Source organism: Ciceribacter sichuanensis, from assembly GCF_024055605.1.
In the GTDB taxonomy this organism is placed as follows: Bacteria; Pseudomonadota; Alphaproteobacteria; order Rhizobiales; family Rhizobiaceae; genus Allorhizobium; species Allorhizobium sichuanense.
Genome location: NZ_JAMXLX010000003.1, coordinates 103224 through 125914, shown reverse-complemented (window position 1 = coordinate 125914; position 22691 = coordinate 103224). Strand labels below are relative to the sequence as shown.

Here is a 22691-nt window from a genome sequence, read left to right as displayed (position 1 = left end):
ATCATCCGCAAACGAAAAGCCGCCGGAAACCGATCGGTCCCGACGGCTTTCTGGAGCCGTTAAGTCGGCAGACCTGTATTACCAGGTCTTGCTGAGCTTCAGCGTGAAGGTACGTCCCTCGCCATAACCGCAGGTCAGCGTGCCCTGGCAACCCTTGACGTATTCCTTGTCGAACAGGTTCGCGACATTCAGCGACAGACCCCAGCCATCCTTCTCGTAGCGGACAGCGGCATCGGCGAGCAGCGCATCCGGCACCTTGAGCGTATTGGCGTAGTCGGCCCAGGATTCGCCCTGGTAGCGCAGGCCGGCACCGACGCTCAGGCCCTCGAGAACACCCGTCGGCACGGTGTAATCGAGCCAGGCGGAAGCGGTAACAGCAGGAATGAGGTAGGGGCTGTTGCCGACAAGGGTCGGATCGGCATGTTCCGTCATTTCGAGATCCTGCCAGGTAAAGGCCGCCGTCGCCTTCCAGTCGTCGGCAATCTGCACCTTGGCTTCGAGTTCGATGCCGGTGGAGGTGACTTCGCCGATCTGCGACTGCAGGAAGGTAGCCGGATCTGTAACGGTCCAGTTCTGCTTGACCAGATGGAAGACCGACGCCGTGAACAGGCCTTCGAATGCGGTCGGCTCGTACTTGAAGCCGCCCTCGACCTGATAGCCTTCTTCCGGCTTGATCGGCGCGGTGGCGCTGGAACCGATCACGGGATTGAAGAAGGTCGAGGCGCTGGCATAGGGCGTGAAGCCGTTGGCGAACTCGTAGGCAAGACCGACACGGCCGCTCGCCGCCTTGTCGTCGGCATCATAGGAATAGCCGACGGTCGCATCCGATTCCGTCTTCACAAAGTCGTAGCGGCCATTGAGCGTGGCGATGAAGCCGCCGCCGAACTTGATCTGGTCCTGCGCGTAGATGCCGACCTGCTGCTGGGTCAGAACCTGGTCGAGATAGACAAAGTTGGTGCCCTGCGGTGCGCCATAGACCGGGTCCGTCACGCTGATCGGCGTCGAGCCACAGCAGGCCTGCTCATGATCGAGGCGGTAATATTTGTAGTCTAAGCCAATGGTCAGGTCGTGGTCCAATCCGCCGGTTGCGAATTCGCCGTTGACCCGATTGTCGATCACGAAGCTGTCGACCTTGGACTTGCCCTCGAAACCGATGCGGTAGAACTCGTAGTCCGGGCCGGCCGGTTCTTCGAGATAGCCGGTACCGGTGGAGGAGTCGTAGTAGCCGTAGGTGTAGGGTGCGTTCTCGTACTTGTTGAGATGGGCGTAGCGGGCGTTCTGGGAAAGCGTCCAGCCGCTGTCCAGCTCATGCTCGATTTCGTAGCCGATCATGGTCTGCTGGTATTCGCCATGGTCGATATCCGGCTCACCATAGAAGGACTTCGGATCGATCTTGCCAAAGGGAGCATCGACCACCGTGCCGACATAAGGATAGAAGCCGTTGCCGACATGCACCTGATCGAGCGCGGAGTAGAAACCGTAGACGTTGAGCTTGGTGGATTCATCCGGCTTCCAGGTGAATTGCGGCATGATCCCGCCGCGGAAATCCTCGGAATAATCGGTATACTGGTCGCCACCGGCAATCTTGCCGGTCAGGCGATAGCTGAACGCGCCGTCCTGCAATACATCGCCCGCATCGAAGCCGAAGAAGGCATTGCCGTCGCTGTTGATACCGGCTTCGGTGTAGAGCAGCTTTTCATCCGGCGCCCGCTTGCCGACCATGTTGACGAGACCACCGGGGTTCGATGCACCGTAAAGAACGGAGGCCGGTCCCTTCAGCACCTCGACGCGCTCCAGGAAGAACGGGTCCATCTGGAAGCCGCCGAAGCCATAGGAATAGAGGCTGAGGCCATCGAGAAACACGCCTGTCTGCGTCGCGTCGAAGCCGCGGATATAGATCCAGTCGGTGTCCGGATCGACGCCGAAGGGTTCGGCGAAGACGCCGGCGGTATAGCGAAGGGCTTCGTCGACCTTGTTGGTGACGCCGCGATCGTCGAGTTCCTCGCGACCCACGACGGAGACCGACTGCGGGATCTCGGAAATCGGCGTATCGGCCTTGGAACCCGTCGAGGAGCGGCTTGCCGCATAGCCGTCGACCGGACCGGTCGAGGTTTCTTGTTTGCCCTGAACCACGATGGTCTGAAGCGTCGTGCCCGCATCCTGGGCTGCGGCTGCTGCCGGCCAAGCCAGTATCGCCAGCGCTGCCCCCGCGCGCCAAGCCCTGCTCATCGAGCGATATCCCCTGTTTCTCTGCATGATTTACCCCGCTTCACCGGCTGGTCCTGCAACCCGCCGGATCGAATAGTGTCGAAAATAAGATGAGTATTTATATCAGGATTAACTGCCCTGCTTGTCCGTTCCTGCTCGCGCTTGACCGTATTTGGTCAAACTTCGGCCGACGGACCGGTGCTCATCCTCAATCGAGGTTGGCCTTGCGCCAGATGGACGGCGATACGCCGACCTGCCGACGGAAGACGCGGGCGAAATGCGCCGGATCGGCAAAGCCCGTTTCGGCCGCAACCGTGGTCAGCGACATGTCACGCCGGCGCAGGAATTCCTTGACCCGCACCATGCGGACCTTCATCTGCCAGCGATGGGGTGGCAGTCCGGTGGACGCCTTGAAGGCATGGCTGAAATGGGAGGGCGACAGCCCGGTCAGAGCCGCAAGCTCGTCCAGACGAATGGCGCGCAGGCAATGCTCCTCGATGAACTCCGTCGCCTTGCGCAATTGCCAGGCGGCGAGCTTGGAGCGCTGCCGCTCGACGGTGGCGCCGATCTTCAGGACGTCGATCAGCAGGGCCAGCGTCAACCCGTCGCCATAGAGACCATGTAGGGGATCGGGAGCTGCGCATTCGGCGGCAATCAGATCCGCAAGCGCAAGCAGGCGCACCTCGTCGCAAAGGAACCGCGGCTCCTCAAGTGTCTGCGGAGGCAGATCCTCGCCGAAACGGCGGGTCAAACCATCGACGTCGAAATGCAGGTCCAGATGGCGCAGGAAATGGATGCCCCGCATTTCGGTGCGCATCTCCATGCCGGCCGGAATGAAGGAAATGGCGCGCCGCTGGCAAGCCGTCAGCGGAACGTTTCCGAGTTCCGCCATGCTGAAATCGCCGTCCGCTCCGAACTGGGCATCGAGCACCGCAAAGAGCCGCGGATCATGCCCGACATAATAGCCTCCGGCTTCCGGCGCGCAGTCGACATTCCAGAGATCGGCGACCATGCCGTCCCAGTAGCGGCGATGAAATCCCTGAATGACCGAGAAGCCATCGATGCGATTGTTCATGCGGGGCAGATAACTCATTCCGCTCCTCGTAAGGCAGACCCGGGTAAGGCGGCACCTCGAGTCGATGACGTTGTTGGAAAGATATACTTGATCACAATTATCATATTTAGTAACGCAGTGACAACCGATGTTGCGCGGGTGCGAAGGAGCGGAGCATGACGAAGAACCAGTGGCCGATCGACGGAACGGACCGAGCCCGTCAGGCCTTCCGCGTCGAAGCCGTCGGACTCACCCTCCAGGGACGCGCCATCCTGAAGGATGTGTCGCTGGATTTCGCCGCGGGCGAGATCACCGCCCTCGTGGGTCACAACGGCTCCGGCAAGTCGACGCTCCTGAAGATCATGGCCCGCCAACAGGGCCAGAACTCCGGCACGGTCTATTATGGCGGACAGCCCACCTCGTCCTTCGACGCGCGCGCCTTTTCCCGCTCCGTCGCCTATCTGCCGCAGGATGTCGGCGCCGGCGCCGGCATGACGGTGCGCGAACTGGTGGCCTGCGGGCGTTACCCCTGGCACGGCGCGCTGGGCCGCTTTACCGATCGCGACCGCCACAAGGTCGAGGAGGCCCTGGCGCTCACCCATCTCGACCCCTTCGCCGACCGGCTGGTGGAGACACTGTCGGGCGGCGAACGGCAACGCGCCTGGATCGCCATGCTGGTGGCCCAGGACAGCGAATGCCTGCTTCTGGACGAGCCGACCTCTGCACTGGATATCGCCCATCAGATGGAAGTGCTTTCGCTCGTTCGCCGGCTTTCGCGCGAAAAGGGGCTCAGCGTGGTGATTGTGCTGCACGACATCAACATGGCGGCCCGTTTCTGCGACTGCATCCATGCGCTCAAGGGCGGCATCGTCGCCGCGAGCGGTACTCCCGCCGAGATCCTGCAGCGTGACGCGCTCGAGAACATCTACGGCATCGCCATGGATGTCATGCCTCATCCTGCGCTCAGCATACCGCTCGCCTATGTCTCCTGACGATCACGGCCGGCGCGGAGTGCAGCGGCGGGCGCTGCTGAAGATGATGGCGGGCGCCGCGGCCCTGCCTGCCCAGCTGGCGACATTGCCTGCCCGGGCAGAAGGCATACCGACGAAGATCGTCAGCCTCGACTACGGCCTCGCCTCCACCATGCTGTCGCTCGGCGTTACGCCGGCTGCAGTGGCCTCGCTCGCCGACTGGGACAGGTGGATGGTCGAACCGGAAATGCCGGCAAGCGTCATCGACCTCGGCAGCTCGTGGGAGGTCAACTTCGAGATTCTCACCGCGCTGAAGCCCGATCTGATCCTCACCACGCCTTATCTCGACGCACTGCTTCCCAAACTAGAAGCGGTGGCGCCGGTGCTGCGTCTGGAGATCTACACCCCTGAAGGCGGGGAAATCCTGCCGGCCGCAATCGCGGCCACCCGCAAGCTTGCCGCCGCCATCGGCCGGACGGAAGAGGGGGAACGCTTTCTTGCAGAGGTGGACGCCTTCTTCGCCGATTGCCGCCGCAGACTTGAACCTTTGTCGCCGCCGCCTCTGGCTCTGGTCAGCTTCATGGATGCCCGCCACGCCCGCATCTATGGGGCGCCGGGCCTGTTTGATAACGTGCTGCACAAGATCGGCGTCGAGAACGCCTGGAAGGAGGCGTCGAACTTCTGGGGCTTTCAGACCATCGGCATAGAGGAATTGTCGCGCGTGACCGATCAACAGGCACGGCTGATAGCCTTCGAACCGCTTCCCGGAGACGTCCTGCCGAAACTCGACCAGAGTCCGCTATGGCAGGCCCTGCCCTTTGCCCGGCCCGGACATTTCTCGGTCGTGCCCCCTGCCCTCATGTTCGGCATGGTCAACGAAGCCATACGCTTCGCCTCGATCATAACCCGCGAACTGGAATCCGGCTCATGACCGAGACATCCACGAGACTTTCCCTCGGGCCGGCGATCGTAACGCTTGCAATGGTACTGCTCGCGGCAGCCATCGCCTGGCTGCAGGTCGCGCCTGCCCTCGAGGCCGCACCGGCAGCCGGCTATGATGTTACTCGCATGGTGCTACTCTATTCCACCCTGCCCCGCATGGCGACCGCACTGCTGGCCGGCGCGGCACTTGCGCTTTCCGGCGCGCTCTTCCAGCAAGTGCTGCGTAATCCTCTGGCTTCGCCGACGACACTCGGCATTTCGGCCGGTGCAAATCTGGCACTGGCGATCGCGACCCTCTTTTTTCCTGCGCTGCTCGGTTTCGGCCGGGATCTTGTCGCCATCGCCGGCAGCGGGATTGCCGCAGCTCTCGTCTTCCTGCTCGGCGCGCGCCGGGGTTTCTCTCCCTTCTCGCTGGTGCTCTCGGGCCTCGTCATCAGTCTCTGGTGCGGCGCGCTCTCGGCGATCCTGATGCTGCTGAACGAGCGCTACCTGGTCAGCCTGTTTATCTGGGGGGCGGGGTCCCTCTCCCAGCAAAGCTGGTCCATTCCGCTTTCGCTGCTGCCGAAAATCGGCGCCGTCGCACTCCTTTCAACGCTGATCATCCGGCCGCTCTCCCTGCTGGAGCTTGGCGAGGCCGGCGCATCCGCTCTTGGCCTGCGCATAGCCCAGCTACGCTTCATTGCCGTCGCCGCAGCCGTCACGCTTGCGGCCTTCGTTACCAGCGCCGTCGGCGTCATCGGTTTCATCGGTCTGGTCGCCCCCACCATCGCCAGACTTTCCGGCGCAAGACGTCCGGTCGAAATTCTCGTATGGTCGACCCTGATAGGTGCATCGCTCCTGTGGTTTGCCGACGGGGCCGTACAATATCTGGCGGGGGCAATGGCCGACTTCCTGCCGACGGGAGCCGTCACGGCAGTGTTTGGTTCGCCCCTGCTTCTCCTGCTCCTTCCGCGGCTGAAGACCCGCCACAGGATCCTGCAGGGACGCACAAGGCAAGCAAGCCGGCTGACCGTCGGCCCCAAGGCGCTCCCTCTGGCGCTTGCGGCCGTCATGCTGGCCGTGCTGGTCGGCCTCTTCATCGGCCGCGCGATCGACGGCGCCTGGGCCCTGCCCGATGCCTCCATCGCAAGCGAGATCCTGGGGCTGAGAACGCCAAAGGTCTTCGCAGCACTCGCCTCCGGCGCCATGCTCGCCGTTGCGGGTGTTATCCTGCAGCGCCTCACCGGCAACGAGATGGCAAGCCCTGAAGTTCTCGGCATCAGCGCCGGCGCAACCTTCGGCGTGACCATCGCCGTCTTTGCGATCGCCGCTCCGGGCCTTGCAAGCCAGCTCGGCTTTGCCGCTTTCGGGGCTCTCGTCGTCCTTGCGGTGATCTTCGCCTTCGCCATCCGCTCGGGCCTGGCACCGGAAAGAGTTCTGCTCGCCGGCATCGCGCTCAGCGCCATGGTCGATGCCGTCGTCGGGATCCTGACGGCGAGCGGCGATCCCCGTTCCCTGTTCCTGATGCGGTGGATGAGCGGATCCACCTACAATGTCGATGGCGTCACGGCAATCACGGTCTCGGTCGCCGGGGTCATCCTGATCGGGGCGGCGTTCTCGACGCGGCGTTGGCTGGATATCCTGCCGCTCGGCCCGGAGGCGGCAACTGCCGTCGGCCTGCCGCTCACACCGTCCAGGCTGGTGCTGTTCGGCCTTGCCGGACTGCTGAGTGCCGCGGCGACCCTGAGTGTAGGCCCGCTGAGTTTCATTGGCCTGATGGGGCCGCATCTGGCTCGCGAGGCGGGCCTTGTCCGGGCGTTTCCCCAGATGGCGGGTGCGGCTGCGATCGGCGGTGGACTGATGGTGCTGGCAGACTGGGCGGGGCGCACCGTGGTCTTTCCTTACGCCATACCGGCAGGGCTGGTCTCCGCACTGGTCGGCGCCCCCTTCCTGATGCTGATGCTGAGACGAAAAGCCTGAGAAATCAGTTGCGGCCCTGCGGAAGCGGACAGACCATGCCGCAGCCGGCAATGCCCGGCAGCGCATAGCGCAGGCAGCAGACCCGGCGACGGTCGATGGTTTCGCCACCCTGCCCGCATTCCTGCCGGATCATGCCATGCATCGGGTTCTTCCAGCCATCCGGCCAGAACGGATCATCAAGCAGCGCCCTGCCTTCGACGGCAAGCACCGGATCGGTGAGACGCCCGATTTCTCCGGCGATCCAGCCGAGATAGCCGGCCGCATTGGCCCACAGGAGCTTGCGGCTGACACCGGCCTGCGCAGCGATTGCGTCGATCAAAGGCTCCGCATGCTCGCGGATGACCTCGTGAAAGGCTTCGTGGACGCTGGCCCCCTCGTCCTCCCGTCCCCAGTCGGAAAGCACGAAGGCGCGCGGTTCGCCGCTTTTGGCGTCGACGGCAAGGCTCAGGCGATCGAGACGGAGCGGCAGGACGCGCCGCAGTTCCAGCCAGGAAACGGCCGCGCCGATCATCAGGGTGCTGAAGTAAGACATGGTCCACATGGAGACCACTGCCCGCCGGTCGCCATCCCCGTAACGAAGAGCGTAGCGGTCGATAAGGCCGGAGAATGTTTCCTCGCTTGTCAGCGCCCGACAGCTCAGGACTTCGGTATCATCAGGTGCGCGCGAGACGAACTTGCCGGTGCAATAGACGTATTTCGCCCCGGCCTTCCGCGCCAGTATATCGGCAAAATCGACGACACCGGCCACGTCCTTCGACGCGGCCGGATGATCGATCATCGGTTCTTCGCTGGCGACGCCCGGGTTCACGGCCTCACCAGGTGTATTTCAGCGTGCCGACGACCTTGCGGCGGTCGCCATAATAGCAGGTGCCATAGTAGCAGGTCGTCTGATACTCGCGGTCGAACAGGTTGGTCGCGTTGACGGCAAGGCTGAGGTTGTCCGTCACCTTGTACTTAACCGAGGCATCGACCACGGTGTAGGCGTCAACCGATACGGTGTTTTCGGCGTCGCCGAAGGTCTGGCCAACATAGCGCACGCCGCCACCGAGCGTCAGGTCGCCGCGAATGCCGTCACCGGGGATGGTGTAGTCGAGCCATGCGGAAGCGATATGCTCAGGCACACGGTCCGGCCGGTTGCCGGCATTGCCGCTGATGCCGTCCTCCACAATTTCGCCGTCCCAATAGGAATAGGCGAGCGTGAGGTTGAGGCGATCGTTCAGCGCCATCTTGCCTTCAAGCTCGATGCCGCGCACCCGGACCTCGCCGATCTGCCGCTGCTCGACCGGCGAGATGTAGGTGGGCACATTGCTCTGCGTCAAGTCGAAGAAGGCGAGCGTGAAGAGCGCGTCGAAACTCTCTGGGCGATACTTGACGCCGACCTCGTACTGGGTGCCTTCCTGCGCCTTCAGCGAACCATCCACCGCATAGCCATTGGCATTCGCAGCAACCAGCGGCTGGAAGGATTCCGAATAATTGGCGTAAACGGCCAGTTCCGGATTGATCTTGTAGGTAAGACCGACGCGCGAAGTGAAGGCCTTTGCCGTGTCGTCGTCCTGCAAGCCGGTATCCAGATAATCGGCCACCGTGTTGACGTAGTCGTAGCGGCCGCCAAGCGTGAGGATCCAGCGATCGTCGAAGGTCAGCTGTTCCTGTGCGTAGATGCCGAGCGCCTTCTGCTTCACACGCCAGTCGACATAAGGTCCGAGCGTGATGCAGCTTCGGCCGCAATAGACGGGATCGTAGATGTCGATGCCCGGCGCCGTGCCGATATCGATATCTTCCCGGGTGTTGTCATAGGTGTAGTCGAGACCGACCAGCGTCTTGCTGTCGAACGCCCGCCAGCTCGCATCGTACTGGAGCTGATTGTCGATGGTGAAGCGATAACCGCTGCTGTAGACCTGAAATGCCGTGCGATCGTTGGCCGGATCGGTCGTGCCGCCATAGACCTGCTCGTAATCGAGATCGATATGACTGTAGCGGGCGTTCTGCCGGAAGGTCAGGCCGTTGTCGAACTCATGCTCGAACTGATAGCCGAGATCGGTCTGCGTGGTATTGAACTTGTTGTATTCGGGCTCGCCCAGGAAGGTGTCGAGGTCCATATCGACGCCTTCGAAGAAACCATAGGACAGGCTGCTGTCACGCTTCGAATAATCCGTGAGGATGGTGAGCGAGGTGCCTTCCTCGGGCTTGATGGTCAGGGCCGGCGCGATATAGAGCCGGTCGTCGTTGGAATAATCGTAATTGCTCGCCGCATCCTGCCACTTGCCGGTGAAGCGGTAGCTCCAGACGTCGCTGTCACCGATCGGACCGCCGAAATCGGTGCCGGTCTCGATGTGCTCGTCACCGAAGGTCGTGTAGACCTCCGCATGGAAATCATCCTGCGGGCGCTTGGTGATAGCGTTGACCAGACCGCCGGGGCCATTGAGGCCGAACAGGGTCGATGTGGAGCCCTTGAGCACCTCGACGCGCTGCAGGCCATAAGGCTCGAGGCGGCTTGCGGTGAACCATGCCGGGATGCGGGCCGGGAGGCCATCACGATAGCTGCCGAGCGCAGTCTGGTCGAAGCCGCGAATGCGGAGATAATCGTAACGATCGTCAGACCCGAACTCGTCCACGAGGACGCCTGCCGTATAGGAAACAGCCTGCTGAATGTTCTCGACGCCGCGTGTCTCCATTTCCTTCTGCGTCACGACCGAAACGGAAGCCGGCGTATCGAGGATCGGAGTGTCGGTTTTTGTGCCTGTCGCCGACTCGCTCGCGACCACCGTCGCATCCGGGCCAATGGGTCGCTCCTGCTTTCCTGTCACCACGATGGGCTTCAGTTCGGTGGATGCTTCCTGGGCAGCATCCTGCGCAACCGTACCCCCTGCGGCAGCAAACAGCGAGAGTGTCGCCGCGCCCGCGAGAAGAGCTTTGCGCCTCGCCCCTGACACCTTTCCGGTTAAACCCGTTCCGACCGCCGGTCGATCATTCCGCCGCTTCATAGACCTCTCCTGTTCATGTCCGTCCACAGGCTCGCTGCGGGTTTCCCCCACCGCGTTGCGAACGAGTGGACACTATAAAGTGAACGAAAAGAGTCAACTTTAAACTTGATAAAAAAGGAAGAGATTAACAGCTCTTCCCTTTCCTCAAGGCGATGTCAGCCGGCCGAAACCGCCTCATCATAGACGACTATGGTCTTGACCGCCCGCTCCTCGACGGCAGCGGCATCGTATCCCGGCTTGTAGAGGCTGGAGCCAAGCCCGAAGCAGGTGACGCCGACCTTGAGGTAGGCGGAAAAATCGGTCTCGGAAACGCCGCCGACGGCACCGATCGGCAGGCCGGCCGGCAGGATCGCGCGGATGGCATTGATGCCCTGAGCGCCAAGCACGCTGGCCGGGAAGAACTTGAGCGCCGCAGCACCGGACTTGGCAGCGAGAAGTGCCTCGGTCGGTGTGAAGACACCCGGCATGGTGACCATACCATGACCGACCGCGCGACGAATGACATCCGGCTCGACATTGGGCGTGACGAGAAGATTGCCGCCGGCATCGGCGAGACGGTCGACATTGGCGACATCGAGTACCGTCCCGGCACCAATCAGGCAGGACGCCGGCGCGCGCTTGCGTGCCTTTTCGATCGACACGAAGGCATCAGGCGAATTCAGCGGAACCTCGATCGCCTCGAATCCGGTTTCAAGCAGAACATCGACGATCGGCTCGATTTCATCCGGCCTGACGCCGCGCAGGATAGCCACCAGATTGCGCTTGAGTTGAGGCCAGGCGACTGCGGAAGTTGTCATGACGGGTTACTCCTTCAGGAGGCGGAAACGAGGGAGCGGGCGGCTGCGAACAGGCCCTTGCGGACGAGTTCGCCGCCATCGAGCGCCACGGCGCGGATGCCGGACAGGGCAAGCGCCCTGGTGTAGAGGCTGGCGAGCGCACCGGTGCCAATGATGTGAACGTCGCCGGCCGGCGAGTAGCGACGGCGCATGGCGGCCACTTCCGCACCGATCAGCAGGCCGGAAAGACGTGCGGCGGCGGCAGCGCCGTCCGCAGCACCGAGCAAGCCTTCAGCGCGGATCGAGAAGAGGCGCGTCGTCAGCGAAAAATGCGGCTCGGCCGCCTCGGAAACGCCAGCGGCAAATGACGGATGATCAGCTTCGGCGCGTACGTCTTCAGGCACGGAAAGGCGCAGGATCGACTGGCGGCTCAGGAGCTGGAAAAGCTCGCCCGTCATCGCCGTGGTGAAACCGCGAACCATTCCGGCATCAAGCTCTGCCCATTTGGAATGGGTTCCGGGTAGGCAGAAAAGACCGCTGGCAACACCAGATTCGATGGCGCCGGCAAGCTGGGTTTCCTCGCCACGCATCACGTCCTCGGCACCGGCTGTGCGCTGGCACACACCGGGTAGAATGAACACCCGGCGGCCGGAGTGCTCCGGCGTTACGGCATGGCGGAAAAGACCCTCGAGCGGTGCGGGCGTTTCGACATAGGCTGCTTCCAGCCAGCCGCTGCGGGCTCCCGCCATGCCGGCAATCACCACAGGCAGGTCCGCAGGCGCGGAAAGCGCCTGCAGATGTCCTTCCAGAACGGCACCGAAACGATCCCGTTCGAGGCGACCCATGCCGTCATCCGATTGGCGCTCTGCGAGAACCCCGCCTCCGGCATCGACGATCCAGAGACGGAAATTGCTGGTTCCCCAGTCAACGAGGGCGGCAAACGGTGAGCCGGTCATGGATGCAGGGCCTTCTTACTGCAGATCTTCGGGCAGAAGAGCGGCCGGGATATCCTGATAGCAGACCGGACGGAGGAACCGGCGGATCGCCATCGTGCCGACCGAGGTCGCGCCGAAATTGGTGGAAGCCGGGTAGGGACCGCCATGCACCATGGCATCGGCAACCTCGACACCCGTCGGGAAGCCGTTCGCCAGGATGCGGCCAGCCTTGCGCTCAAGCACGGGCAAGAGACGGCTGGCGACCGGCTCGTCACCGGCTTCGAGCTGCAGCGTAGCCGTGAGCTGGCCCTCGAGGCTGCGGGCAAGCTTCACCATCTCGTCGGCGTCCTTCGCCGTCACAATGATGCCGAGCGGGCCGAAGACTTCCTCGCCGAGTTCATGGTTCGCCAGCCAGTTTTCGGCCGTCGTCTGGAACAGGTAGGGCTTGGCATTGCGCAGGTCGCAGGTCGAGGTCAACACCGAGCGGACGTTTTCGACGGCGGCGATGCGGGCAGCACCCTTGCGATAGGCATCGGCGATGCCGTCCGTCAGCATGGTCTGAGCGCCAACCTGGGCAAGGGCCTCTTCTGCGGTCGTCGTGAAGGTTTCAGCGTCCGTACCCTCGGTCACCACGACGATGCCCGGATTGGTGCAGAACTGACCGGCGCCATTGGTAAGAGACGCGACCCAACCCTTGGCAATCGCCTCGCCACGGGCGGCAACGGCCTCGGGAAGCAGGAACATCGGGTTGACAGAGCCAAGCTCGCCGAAGAACGGGATCGGCTCGGGGCGACGGGCGCAGAGATCGAACAGCGCGCGGCCAGCGCCGAGCGAACCGGTGAAACCGACGGCCTTGATCAGCGGATGCTGGACGAGTGCGGTACCGACTTCGCGGCTTCCGCCCTGAACGAGCGAGAAGACGCCCGGATGCACACCGGTACGCTTGATCGCCGCATCAATGGCCTGGCCGACAATCTCGGCGGTGCCGGGATGGGCTTCATGACCCTTGACGACAACCGGGCAGCCGGCGGCAAGCGCCGACGCAGTGTCGCCACCGGCCGTCGAGAAGGCGAGCGGGAAGTTGGAAGCGCCGAACACGCCGACCGGACCGATCGGACGCTGGACCATCTTCAGGTCAGGACGCGGCAGCGGCTTGCGATCTGGCAGTGCCTCGTCATGGCGACGGTCGAGATAATCGCCCTTGCGGATGTGGGCGGCGAACAGACGAAGCTGGCCGACGGTGCGGCCACGCTCGCCAATCAGGCGGGCTTCCGGCAGGCCGCTTTCCTGCGAGCCGATCTCGGTGATCGCATCGCCGCGCGCATCGATTTCCTCGGCGATCGCCTCAAGAAAGGCGGCGCGCGATTCGCGGCTCGAATAGCCATAGGTCTCGAAGGCTTCCTCGGCGGCCTTCACCGCCTGATCGACCAGCGCGGTCGTCCCGATGGAGAAGGAACGGACGGGGCCCGTAGCCGGCGAAGAGTCGAAGGTTTCGCTACCTGCAATCCAGTTGCCTGCGATCAGGTGCTTTCCGGTCAGTGTATAGGCCAAGACAGGGCCTCCTCGTTTTGATCAATCTTCGAAGGAAGCGACAACCTTCCGTTCGCCGCAGAGGAAGGAATCCGCCACGAGTCTCAACGGTTGGTAGTCGGTATCGCTTTCACGCGCGCGGATGAGTGCGCCGAAGCGCTCGTAGATGCCGGCATATTCCCGGTCGGAACCTGCCGTATGGAGCACATCCCCGATATAGAGTTCCGAACCGCCCTTTGAAAGACGCAAAAGACCCTGATCGGTCTCAATCGTGATGTCCCAGGTCTGCGGACCTTCCTGGCGCCAGTCGAATTCGGCGCTGACGGGCGCGCCATCGACGGTGCGCATGGCAATCGAGGCGGCAATCGGCTGCTTTTTGTTTTCCGGGAATTCCAGCGTCGAACGCTCGACGAGGATCGGACCCGGTACGACCGCGGTCAGGATCGACAACGCGTTGATGCCCGGATCGAACACGCCAAAGCCGCCCGGCTCCCAGATCCACGCCTGGCCGGGATGCCAGCGGCGGACATCTTCCTTCCACACGATGGATACGGTCTTTATGGTCTTGTCCGAAAGCCAGATCCGCGCCGGCTCCACGCCGAGCGCAAAGCGCGAATGCCAGGTGGCAAACAGCGTCACGCCGGCTTCCGCAGCAAGCGCGCTCAGCGCTTCCGCTTCACCGAGCGTTGTTGCCGGCGGCTTTTCCATCAGGACATCGCGGCCGGCGGCAATCGCCTTCTTCGCCATGTCGAAGCGGACTTCCGGCGGCGTGCAGAGCGATACGACCTTCACATCCGGGCGAGCGGCGAGAAAGGCATCGAAGTTTTCGAAGTTCTCCACTCCATCGACCTTGCCGTGCCGGCTGACGGCAGCGGCGAGCTCGAAATCCGGCCCCCCGGCAATCGAGGGAATGTGCTGGTCGCGGGCAATCTTGCCGACGCCCACGAGCGCCAGCGGAATACGCTTCGTCATGGGTCTCTCCTCAGTGCGAATCCTTGCCGACGGCGCTGCCGCGACAACCCTTCAGGAAGTCGAAGTCGGCACCGGTATCGGCACCTTCGACATGATCGTGGAAGAGACGCTCGTAACCGCCATTCGGGGCTTCCGAGGCCGGACGCCATGCGGCAAGCCGGCGCTGCAGCTCGTCATCCGGAATGTCGAGATGGACGCGACGATTAGCAACGTCGATCTCGATCATGTCGCCATTGCGAACCACGGCGAGTGGACCGCCGACAGCGGCTTCCGGCGAGGTGTGCAGGAGGACGGTGCCGTAGGCCGTGCCGGACATGCGGGCATCCGAGATACGGACCATGTCAGTGATGCCCTTGCGCAGGACCTTGGGCGGCAGGCCCATGTTGCCGACCTCGGCCATGCCGGGATAGCCGCGCGGGCCACAGTACTTCATGACCATGACGCAGGTCTCGTCGATATCGAGCGCTTCGTCGTTGATCTTCGCCTTGTAGTCGTCGATGTCCTCGAACACGACGGCGCGGCCGCGATGCTGCATCAGGTGCTCGGAGGCAGCCGACGGCTTCAGCACACAGCCCTTCGGGGCGAGATTGCCCTTGAGTACGGCAATGCCGCCATGTTGGGTCAGGGCCTTTTCGACCGGACGGATGACGTCCTCGTTCCAGTTGCGAACGTCCTTGACCTCATCCCAGATTGGGCCGCCGGAGACGGTCAGCGCATCCTTGTTGAGCTTGCCGGATTCGCCGAGCATCTTCAGGACGACGGGCAGGCCGCCGGCATAGAAGAACTCTTCCATCAGGTACTCACCCGATGGCATCAGGTTGACGATGGTCGGGATCTCGCGGCCAAGGCGATCCCAGTCGTCGAGCGACAGGTCGATGCCGGTACGGCCGGCAATGGCGAGAAGGTGCACGACCGCATTGGTCGAGCCGCCGATGGCACCGTTGGTGCGGATCGCGTTCTCGAAGGCAGCCTTGGTCAGGATGTCGGAAGGCTTCAGGTCGTCCTTCACCATCTGTACGATGCGACGGCCGGAAAGCTGCGCCATGACGCGACGACGGCTGTCAACGGCCGGAATAGCGGCGTTGCCCGAGAGCGTCATGCCGAGCGATTCCATCATCGACGCCATGGTCGAAGCGGTGCCCATGGTGTTGCAGGTGCCGGTGGAACGCGACATCGAGGCTTCGGCTTCCAGGAATTCCTCCTGGGTCATTTCACCGGCCTTGACCGCCTCGGAGAACTTCCACAGATGCGTGCCGGAACCGACGCGCTCGCCGCGGAAGTAACCGTTGAGCATGGGGCCACCCGACACCATGATCGCCGGCAGGTCGACAGATGCAGCGCCCATCAGCAGCGACGGCGTGGTCTTGTCACAGCCGACGAGAAGCACGACGCCATCGAGCGGCTGGCCGCGGATGGTTTCTTCCACCGCAAGAGCCGCGAGGTTGCGGTACATCATCGCGGTCGGACGATAGGTGTTTTCCGAAGCGGAGAAGACCGGCACTTCGAGCGGGAAGCCGCCGGCTTCCCAGACACCCGCCTTGACCTTCTCCGCGAGTTCGCGAAGGTGGCCGTTGCAGGGCGTGAGGTCCGACCACGTGTTGAGGATGCCGATCACCGGGCGCCCGTCGAACAGGTCGTGCGGGTAACCCTGGTTCTTCAGCCAGCCGCGGTGATAGATGTTGTCACGCGAGTTGCCGCCGTACCATTCCTGGGATCTCAGTTTGCGTGGCCAAGCTGCCGGTTTGAAAGCGCTCATGGCTTGTCTCGATTCTGTTTGGTCGAAGGGCGGGCGGCTCATGTCGCCCGATTTTGTCCAGGGGCCGCTCTCAGAGGGCCTTGACCGCCGGCGCCTGCTCGGCCGCGGTCTTCAAGGGATTGCGGAGCGCAAGCCCGAACTGGGTCGCGCTGACTTCGAACACGTCACCGTCCTGCGTCTTGATGCCGTCGGCAAAGGAAAGCGTCGCCGTGCCGAACATGTGCACGTGCAGATCGCCCGGCTGGCGGAAAAGATCGTATTTGAAGTGGTGGTATTCGAGGTTGGCGATGGTGTGGGACATGTTGCCTTCTCCCGATAGGAAGGGCTTTTCCCAGATCACCTTGCCGTCGCGCAGGATGCGCGAGGCACCCGTCACGTGTTCCGGCAGTTCACCCACCAGCAGTTCCGGGCCGAAGGCGGCCGGACGCAGCTTGGAATGGGCGAGATAGAGGTAGTTGATCTTTTCCGTGACGTGGTCGGAAAACTCGTTCGCCAGCGAGAAGCCGATGCGGAACGCCGTGCCGTCCTCGCCCATCAGGTAGAAGCCGGCAATCTCCGGCTCTTCACCACCATCGAGTGCGAAGGAGGGCGATACCAGGGCTTCGCCCGGCGCAATCGCGTTGACACCCGTTCCCTTGTAGAACCATTCCGGCTGAACCCCGGTTTCGCCCGGCTTCGGCTTGCCACCCTCAATGCCCATGCGGAACATCTTCATCGAGTCGCTCATGCCGGTGGTATCGGCATGCATGCTGTCGCGGGCGGAGGCCGAACCGGTGTGGGTCAGACCCGTTCCGGTGAGGAACATGTGGGCAGGATCCGGATGACGGACAGGGCAATCGAGCTTGCCGCCTGCGGCAAGTGCCGCGAGATCGACGGCATCGCCGGCGCCCTGACGCTCGATGAGGGCTGCAATCGATATCCCCGACGCGATGGCGGCTTTCGCCAGCTCGTAGGTGGAAGCGAAGCCCAGAACGAGGCGCGCAGAGTCTCCCTGGCGGCAGATTACCCCACCACCCTTCAATTGCGACAGATACATGGCCTTTACCTCAGACTGCTTTGTTCTTGTTGTAGACGTCGAAGAACACGGCAGCGAGCAGCACCAGGCCCTTAATGAGCTGCTGGTAGTCGATACCGATGCCCATGATCGACATGCCGTTGTTCATGACGCCCATGATGAAGGCGCCGATGACGGCACCCGTGATCTTGCCCACACCACCCGAAGCCGAAGCTCCGCCGATGAAGCAGGCCGCGATGACGTCGAGTTCGAAGCCCACGCCGGCCTTCGGGGTCGCCGAGTTCAAGCGGGCCGCGATGATCATGCCGGCAAGAGCCGCCAGCACGCCCATATTGACGAATGTGTAGAAGGTCAGCCGCTCGGTGTTGATGCCCGAGAGCTTCGCAGCTTTCTCGTTGCCGCCCATCGCATAGATGCGCCGACCGATGGTCGTACGGGTGGTGACGAAGGAATAGACCGCGATCAGCACGCCCATGACCACCAGAACGTTCGGCAGGCCGCGATATGTTGCGAGCTGGTAACCGAGGAACACGGCGACCACGCTGATGATCAGCATCTGGGCGGCGAAAAAGACGAAGGGCTCGTTCGGGGTGCCGTGACGCTCGTTGATCTGGCGTTCGCGCATGCCGGAATAGATGGCGAGCGCGACGAGAACGAGAACGACGATCAACGCAACATAGTTCTTGATATCGCTGGTGGCCGGATCCGTGAACGACAGGAAATCAGGAATGAAGCCGGTCGACAGGAGCTGGAATTCCTTCGGGAACGGCCCGATCGGCCGTCCCTCGAGTACGACATAGGTCAGGCCGCGGAAAACCAGCATACCCGCCAGCGTCACGATGAAGGACGGGATTTTCTGGTATGCCACCCAGTAGCCCTGGGCGGCGCCCATGGCGGCGCCGATTATGAGGCAGAGCGGAACAACCAGCGAGAAATGCCAGCCCCATTTCACCAGCATGATTGCCGATATGCCGCCGATGAAGGCGACGATCGAGCCGACCGACAGGTCGATATGGCCCGCCACGATGATTAGCAGCATGCCCAGCGCCATGATGACGATGAAAGAGTTCTGCAGAACCAGGTTGGTGATGTTGACCGGGCGGAACAGCACGCTGTCCGTCGTGTACTGGAAGAACAGCATGATGACAACGAGAGCCAGAAGCAGGCCGTATTCGCGGATATTCTTCCTGAGGTAATCGCTGACGGAAACTTTCGGGGTTTCGGTTCTTGTGTCGATTGCCATTAGTGTTTCTCCCCCGAGCGCATGATGGCACGCATGATGGATTCCTGACTCGCCTCTTCCTTCGAAAGCTCGGCAACGATCCGGCCTTCGTTCATCACGTAGATGCGGTCACAGGTTCCCAGAAGCTCCGGCATCTCAGACGAGATCATCAGGATGCCTTTGCCCTCTGCGGCTAGCTGGTTGATGATGGTGTAGATTTCGTATTTCGCACCGATGTCGATACCGCGTGTCGGCTCGTCGAGGATAAGCACCTCGGGATTGGTGAAGAGCCACTTGGACAGCACGACCTTCTGCTGGTTGCCGCCCGAAAGATTGACGGTTTCCTGATAGATCGAGTGGGAACGGATGCGCAGCTTGGTGCGGTAGTCCGACGCGATCGAGGCTTCCTTGCGGTCATCGATCACGCCATTCGCGGAAACCGCCCGCAGGTTCGCAAGCGTGGTGTTTTCCTTGATGTTGCTGTTCAGCACGAGGCCGAGATGCTTTCGGTCCTCGGTGACATAGGCGAGACCGGCATCGATCGCCCGCGGGATCGTACTGACGTCGACCGCCTTGCCGTTCATCAACACGTCGCCGGTGATCTTGTGACCCCAGGAGCGTCCGAAAAGGCTCATCGCGGTTTCGGTACGACCCGCGCCCATGAGGCCGGCAATGCCGACGACTTCGCCCGCGCGTACGTTGAAATTGACATCGTGCAGGAATTTACGGTCGCGGTGGTTCTGGTGATAGACGTTCCAGTTCTTCACCTCGAGCAGCGTTTCGCCGATCTTCGGCTCGCGCGGCGGATAGCGATCTTCCATCGCACGACCGACCATGCCGTTGATGATACGGTCTTCGCTGACATCACCGGTGTGACAGTCGAGCGTCTCGACCGTTCCGCCATCGCGCAGGATGGTGATCTGGTCGGCGACCTTGCGGATCTCGTTCAGCTTGTGGGAGATGATGATCGACGTCATGCCCTGCTTGCGGAATTCCATCAGCAGGTTGAGCAGAGCGTCGGAATCGGTCTCGTTGAGCGAAGCGGTCGGCTCGTCGAGGATGAGCAGGCGTACCTTCTTGGAAAGCGCCTTGGCGATTTCCACCAGCTGCTGCTTGCCGACGCCGATATCGGTGATCCGCGTCGTCGGCGAATCCTTCAGGCCGACCTTGGAAAGCAGTTCCTGAGTGCGGGAGAAAGTCTCGGCCCATCGGATGACACCATTGGTCGCGACTTCGTTCCCGAGGAAGATGTTTTCGGCGATCGACAGGAGCGGCACGAGCGCCAGTTCCTGATGGATGATGATGATGCCGAGCTCTTCGCTATCGGAAATCGTGGAGAAATGACGGACCGTGCCGTCGAAATGAATTTCGCCTTCATAGGTACCGGCCGGATAAACCCCGCTGAGCACCTTCATGAGGGTAGACTTGCCGGCACCGTTTTCGCCGACCAGAGCGTGGATTTCGCCTTCGCGAACCTTGAGATTGACATTGTCCAGGGCCTTCACGCCCGGAAACGTCTTGGTGATGCCACGCATCTCGAGAATGATATTATTCATGTGCAGAATTCCAGCGCGGATGCGGCAGACCAGGGCCGGCCAAAAGCGCAAGCTCCCTCAATGCGACGGGAAAGGGGTCCGCGACTGATCGCGGACCCGACATGTCCTAAAGGATCAGTTGCCGATCTGGTCGGCCGTGTAGTAGCCGGAAGAGATCATGACGTCCTTGACGTTGCTCTTGTCGACTGCAACCGGCTTCAGCAGGTAGGACGGAACGACCTTGACACCGTTGTTGTAGGTCTTGGTGTCGTTCACTTCCGGTTCCTTGCCGTCCATGATGGATTCAACCATGTGCACGGCAACCTTCGCCAGTTCGCGGGTGTCCTTGAACACGGTCGAGTACTGCTCGTCTGCGAGGATCGACTTGACCGACGGCAGCTCGGCGTCCTGACCGGTCACAACCGGCATGACCATGTCGCCCGAACCATAGCCGACGCCCTTGAGAGCGGACAGGATACCGATCGAGAGACCGTCATAGGGAGACAGAACGCCGTTGACCTTGGCGTCGGTGTAGGTCGAGGACAGCAGGTTTTCCATGCGGGCCTGGGCGACGGTACCGTCCCAACGCAGCGTGCCGACCTGCTCCATGCCGGTCTGGCCCGACTTGACGACGATGTCGCCGCTGTCGATCAGGGGCTGCAGGACGGACATTGCGCCGTCGTAGAAGAAGAAGGCGTTGTTATCATCAGGCGAACCGCCGAACAGTTCGACGTTCCACGGCTTGGTGTCGGCGAACTTTGCCTTCAGGCCGTTGACCAGGCTGGTAGCCTGCAGGACGCCAACCTGGAAGTTGTCGAAGGTTGCGTAGTAGTCGACATTGGCGCTCTCACGAATGAGGCGGTCGTAGGCAATGACCTTCACGCCGGATTCGCCGGCCTTCTGAAGGATATCCGACAACGTCGTACCGTCGATCGCACCGATTACGAGAACCTTGGCACCCTTGGTAACCATGTTTTCGATCTGAGCGAGCTGATTGGGAATGTCGTCATCGGCGAATTGCAGGTCCGGCGTGAAGCCGGCTTCTTTGAACAGCTTTTCCATGGTCTCGCCGTCCGAGATCCAGCGCGTCGAAGTCTTCGTCGGCATCGAAATACCGACGACGCCCTTCGTTTCTGCGAATGCCGACGACGCGAATACGGCAACGCCGATAGCGACAGACGCAATAAGACTGCTGATTTTCTTCATGGATTCCTCCCTTGGCTGATCGTCCGGCCCCAGCTCCTTCTGGCAACCGTCCATTGCTAGAACCGGCGCTCGCACAAGCGGCCCCCGATCTGTGGCGAGTCTTAACGGCTCGGATATATCGATCAAATGAATTATTTGACTTTCTTCATACCATAATCGATATGTCGCTCATGTCCGACATCATCGCCAACCGACTGCTACCCAAGCACTTCAATCTCATCCGGGCCGTTGTCGACCTCGGACAGCTGAGCCTTGCCGCCAACTCTCTGGCGCTCACACAGCCCGCCGCGTCCCGTATGCTCTCGGAAATCGAACATATTGTCGGCAGCCCGCTCTTCAGCCGCACACCGAAGGGCATGGAGCCAACCGCGGTCGGCCGCGCACTGGCGCTCAGAGCGCAGAACCTGCTCATGGAGATCCGGGAGGCGGCCCGTGAGGTCGAGGCGATCAAGCGCGGCCTCTCCGGCACCGTGCGCATCGGAGCAGTGACCGGCGGCGCGGTCGGTTATGTCGTCCCGGCGATCGACGTGCTGAAGGCGGAAGCCGAGACGGCCGACATCCATGTCGATGTTGCCCCGAGCGGACCGCTGATCGCCGATCTCATGGCTGGCCATCTCGATTTCGTCCTTGGACGCATCCCCGCCGGCATCGACGCGCGCCAGTTCAACATACAGGCATCGTTGTCCGAAGAGGTCGACCTTCTGGTGCACCAGCGTCACCCGCTGGCCAATGCCGAGCATCTGACCTTTGCGGACCTTGTGCATTTTCCCTGGGCCATGCAGGCGCCCGGCGCACCGGTGCGTCAGGCCGTCGAGGAAGCGTTCCTTGAGCAGGGCGCTCCCATTCCCGTCAACATCGTCAACACGACCTCCCTCCTCGTCATGATCGGCATGCTCGCATCCTCGAACGCGATCGCGCCGATGTCGCGCGAAGTCTCCGACCTCCTCTGTCGCCAGACCACCGGCGCGGGGCTTTGTCAGCTCGACATAAGGGCGCCGATCAGCGTGGCGCCCTATCATCTGATCAGCATGGGCGGGAAACGCATGTCTCCCATTGCTCTGCGTCTGCGCGACCTGCTGCTGGCCGAATTCGAAAACCGCAAGAGGCTGGGAAACTGACTTTCACGACCGTTGGTCATCACTCGCGAAGGCTTGCAATTTCGATCCGGTCAGGCAAACTGTCATCTATCCGTCACGATGGAGACGTCGAGGAGTCTTGATGACCGATGAGCCGGATTTGCAGGGACAGCCGTCGCACAGACGGGACGGCGGACCCGCTGCCATCGTTGACCTGCAGGAATATCGCCAGAGTCGGGATCCGCTGCCGGTCACCTTTCACCGCCGGGAACTCGACGCGATCCTCTGGATCTACGGCCGCATGGTCGGCGAGGGCGAATGGCGCGACTACGCGATCGACCACCTGAGGGAAAAGGCCGTCTTTTCAGTCTTCAAGCGATCCGGCGAATATCCCCTCTACAGGATCGAGAAGAACCCGAAGCTCGCGGCAAAGCAGGGCGCCTTTTCCGTTGTCGGGACAGATGGCCGCATTTTGAAACGGGGCCACGAACTCAAGCAGGTGCTGAAGGTCTTCGACAAGGCTCTCAAACTCGTCGACTGAAGCATTCCG

General features: G+C 62.1%; 18 protein-coding genes. 5 read left to right on the top strand and 13 right to left on the bottom strand.

What is annotated here, in order from left to right; all coding sequences use genetic code 11:
- Positions 1–78: 78 nt before the first annotated feature.
- Entirely contained in the window at positions 79–2229 is a 2151-nt protein-coding gene (locus NBH21_RS11250; protein WP_250913607.1) for a TonB-dependent siderophore receptor, read from the bottom strand.
- 187 nt (positions 2230–2416) lie between these two features.
- The gene (locus NBH21_RS11245) at positions 2417–3301 is read right to left on the bottom strand and encodes a helix-turn-helix domain-containing protein (RefSeq protein ID WP_250913608.1); all 885 of its coding nucleotides are present in this window, start codon (positions 3299–3301) and stop codon (positions 2417–2419) included.
- Positions 3302–3438: 137 nt separating this feature from the next.
- On the opposite strand from NBH21_RS11245, the gene NBH21_RS11240 reads away from it, so the two are divergent.
- Genes NBH21_RS11240 through fhuB form a run of 3 tightly spaced genes read left to right on the top strand, consistent with a single transcriptional unit; the run spans position 3439 to position 7134 of the window.
- Positions 3439–4254 carry an ATP-binding cassette domain-containing protein gene (locus NBH21_RS11240; RefSeq protein ID WP_250913609.1) on the top strand — a complete coding sequence of 272 codons (816 nt, stop codon included), beginning with the start codon at positions 3439–3441 and terminating at the stop codon, positions 4252–4254.
- Positions 4244–5164 carry an iron-siderophore ABC transporter substrate-binding protein gene (locus NBH21_RS11235; protein ID WP_250913610.1) on the top strand — a complete coding sequence of 307 codons (921 nt, stop codon included), beginning with the start codon at positions 4244–4246 and terminating at the stop codon, positions 5162–5164. Before NBH21_RS11240 ends, NBH21_RS11235 begins: the two co-directional genes overlap by 11 nt.
- The gene (gene fhuB / locus NBH21_RS11230; RefSeq protein ID WP_250913611.1) at positions 5161–7134 is read left to right on the top strand and encodes a Fe(3+)-hydroxamate ABC transporter permease FhuB; all 1974 of its coding nucleotides are present in this window, start codon (positions 5161–5163) and stop codon (positions 7132–7134) included. The genes NBH21_RS11235 and fhuB overlap by 4 nt, the downstream gene beginning before the upstream one ends.
- Positions 7135–7138: 4 nt before the next feature.
- Here fhuB and fhuF read toward each other — a convergent pair whose 3' ends face one another.
- The 11 genes from fhuF to chvE form a co-directional block, all read right to left on the bottom strand.
- Positions 7139–7942, bottom strand: a complete 804-nt coding sequence (gene fhuF / locus NBH21_RS11225; protein WP_250913612.1) for a siderophore-iron reductase FhuF — start codon at positions 7940–7942, stop codon at positions 7139–7141.
- Positions 7943–7946: 4 nt separating this feature from the next.
- Positions 7947–10118 (bottom strand): TonB-dependent siderophore receptor, encoded by a 2172-nt coding sequence (locus NBH21_RS11220; protein WP_250913613.1) that lies wholly within the window; start codon positions 10116–10118, stop codon positions 7947–7949.
- A 155-nt stretch (positions 10119–10273) separates the two neighbouring features.
- Positions 10274–10915 (bottom strand): 2-dehydro-3-deoxy-6-phosphogalactonate aldolase, encoded by a 642-nt coding sequence (locus NBH21_RS11215; RefSeq protein WP_250913614.1) that lies wholly within the window; start codon positions 10913–10915, stop codon positions 10274–10276.
- 14 nt (positions 10916–10929) lie between these two features.
- Positions 10930–11850 carry a 2-dehydro-3-deoxygalactonokinase gene (locus NBH21_RS11210; protein ID WP_250913615.1) on the bottom strand — a complete coding sequence of 307 codons (921 nt, stop codon included), beginning with the start codon at positions 11848–11850 and terminating at the stop codon, positions 10930–10932.
- A 15-nt stretch (positions 11851–11865) separates the two neighbouring features.
- Positions 11866–13380, bottom strand: coding sequence for an aldehyde dehydrogenase (NADP(+)) (locus NBH21_RS11205; RefSeq protein ID WP_250913616.1), 1515 nt, complete (start codon positions 13378–13380; stop codon positions 11866–11868).
- 21 nt (positions 13381–13401) lie between these two features.
- Positions 13402–14331 (bottom strand): Gfo/Idh/MocA family protein, encoded by a 930-nt coding sequence (locus NBH21_RS11200; protein ID WP_250913617.1) that lies wholly within the window; start codon positions 14329–14331, stop codon positions 13402–13404.
- 10 nt (positions 14332–14341) lie between these two features.
- Positions 14342–16087 (bottom strand): L-arabinonate dehydratase, encoded by a 1746-nt coding sequence (gene araD / locus NBH21_RS11195; protein WP_250913618.1) that lies wholly within the window; start codon positions 16085–16087, stop codon positions 14342–14344.
- A 70-nt stretch (positions 16088–16157) separates the two neighbouring features.
- Entirely contained in the window at positions 16158–17123 is a 966-nt protein-coding gene (gene araD1, locus NBH21_RS11190; protein ID WP_250913619.1) for an AraD1 family protein, read from the bottom strand.
- 10 nt (positions 17124–17133) lie between these two features.
- The gene (gene mmsB / locus NBH21_RS11185; RefSeq protein WP_250913620.1) at positions 17134–18345 is read right to left on the bottom strand and encodes a multiple monosaccharide ABC transporter permease; all 1212 of its coding nucleotides are present in this window, start codon (positions 18343–18345) and stop codon (positions 17134–17136) included.
- Entirely contained in the window at positions 18345–19880 is a 1536-nt protein-coding gene (gene mmsA / locus NBH21_RS11180) for a multiple monosaccharide ABC transporter ATP-binding protein (RefSeq protein WP_163902356.1), read from the bottom strand. The genes mmsB and mmsA overlap by 1 nt, the downstream gene beginning before the upstream one ends.
- A gap of 114 nt (positions 19881–19994) precedes the next feature.
- Positions 19995–21065: a multiple monosaccharide ABC transporter substrate-binding protein gene (gene chvE, locus NBH21_RS11175; RefSeq protein ID WP_250913621.1), complete on the bottom strand. Its 1071-nt coding sequence runs from the start codon at positions 21063–21065 to the stop codon at positions 19995–19997.
- 170 nt (positions 21066–21235) lie between these two features.
- Here chvE and NBH21_RS11170 point away from each other — a divergent pair, with 170 nt between their 5' ends.
- Positions 21236–22183, top strand: coding sequence for a LysR family transcriptional regulator (locus NBH21_RS11170; RefSeq protein ID WP_250913622.1), 948 nt, complete (start codon positions 21236–21238; stop codon positions 22181–22183).
- 100 nt (positions 22184–22283) lie between these two features.
- On the top strand, positions 22284–22682 hold the full coding sequence (locus NBH21_RS11165) for a DUF2794 domain-containing protein (RefSeq protein ID WP_250913623.1): 399 nt from the start codon (positions 22284–22286) through the stop codon (positions 22680–22682).
- Positions 22683–22691: the final 9 nt, after the last annotated feature.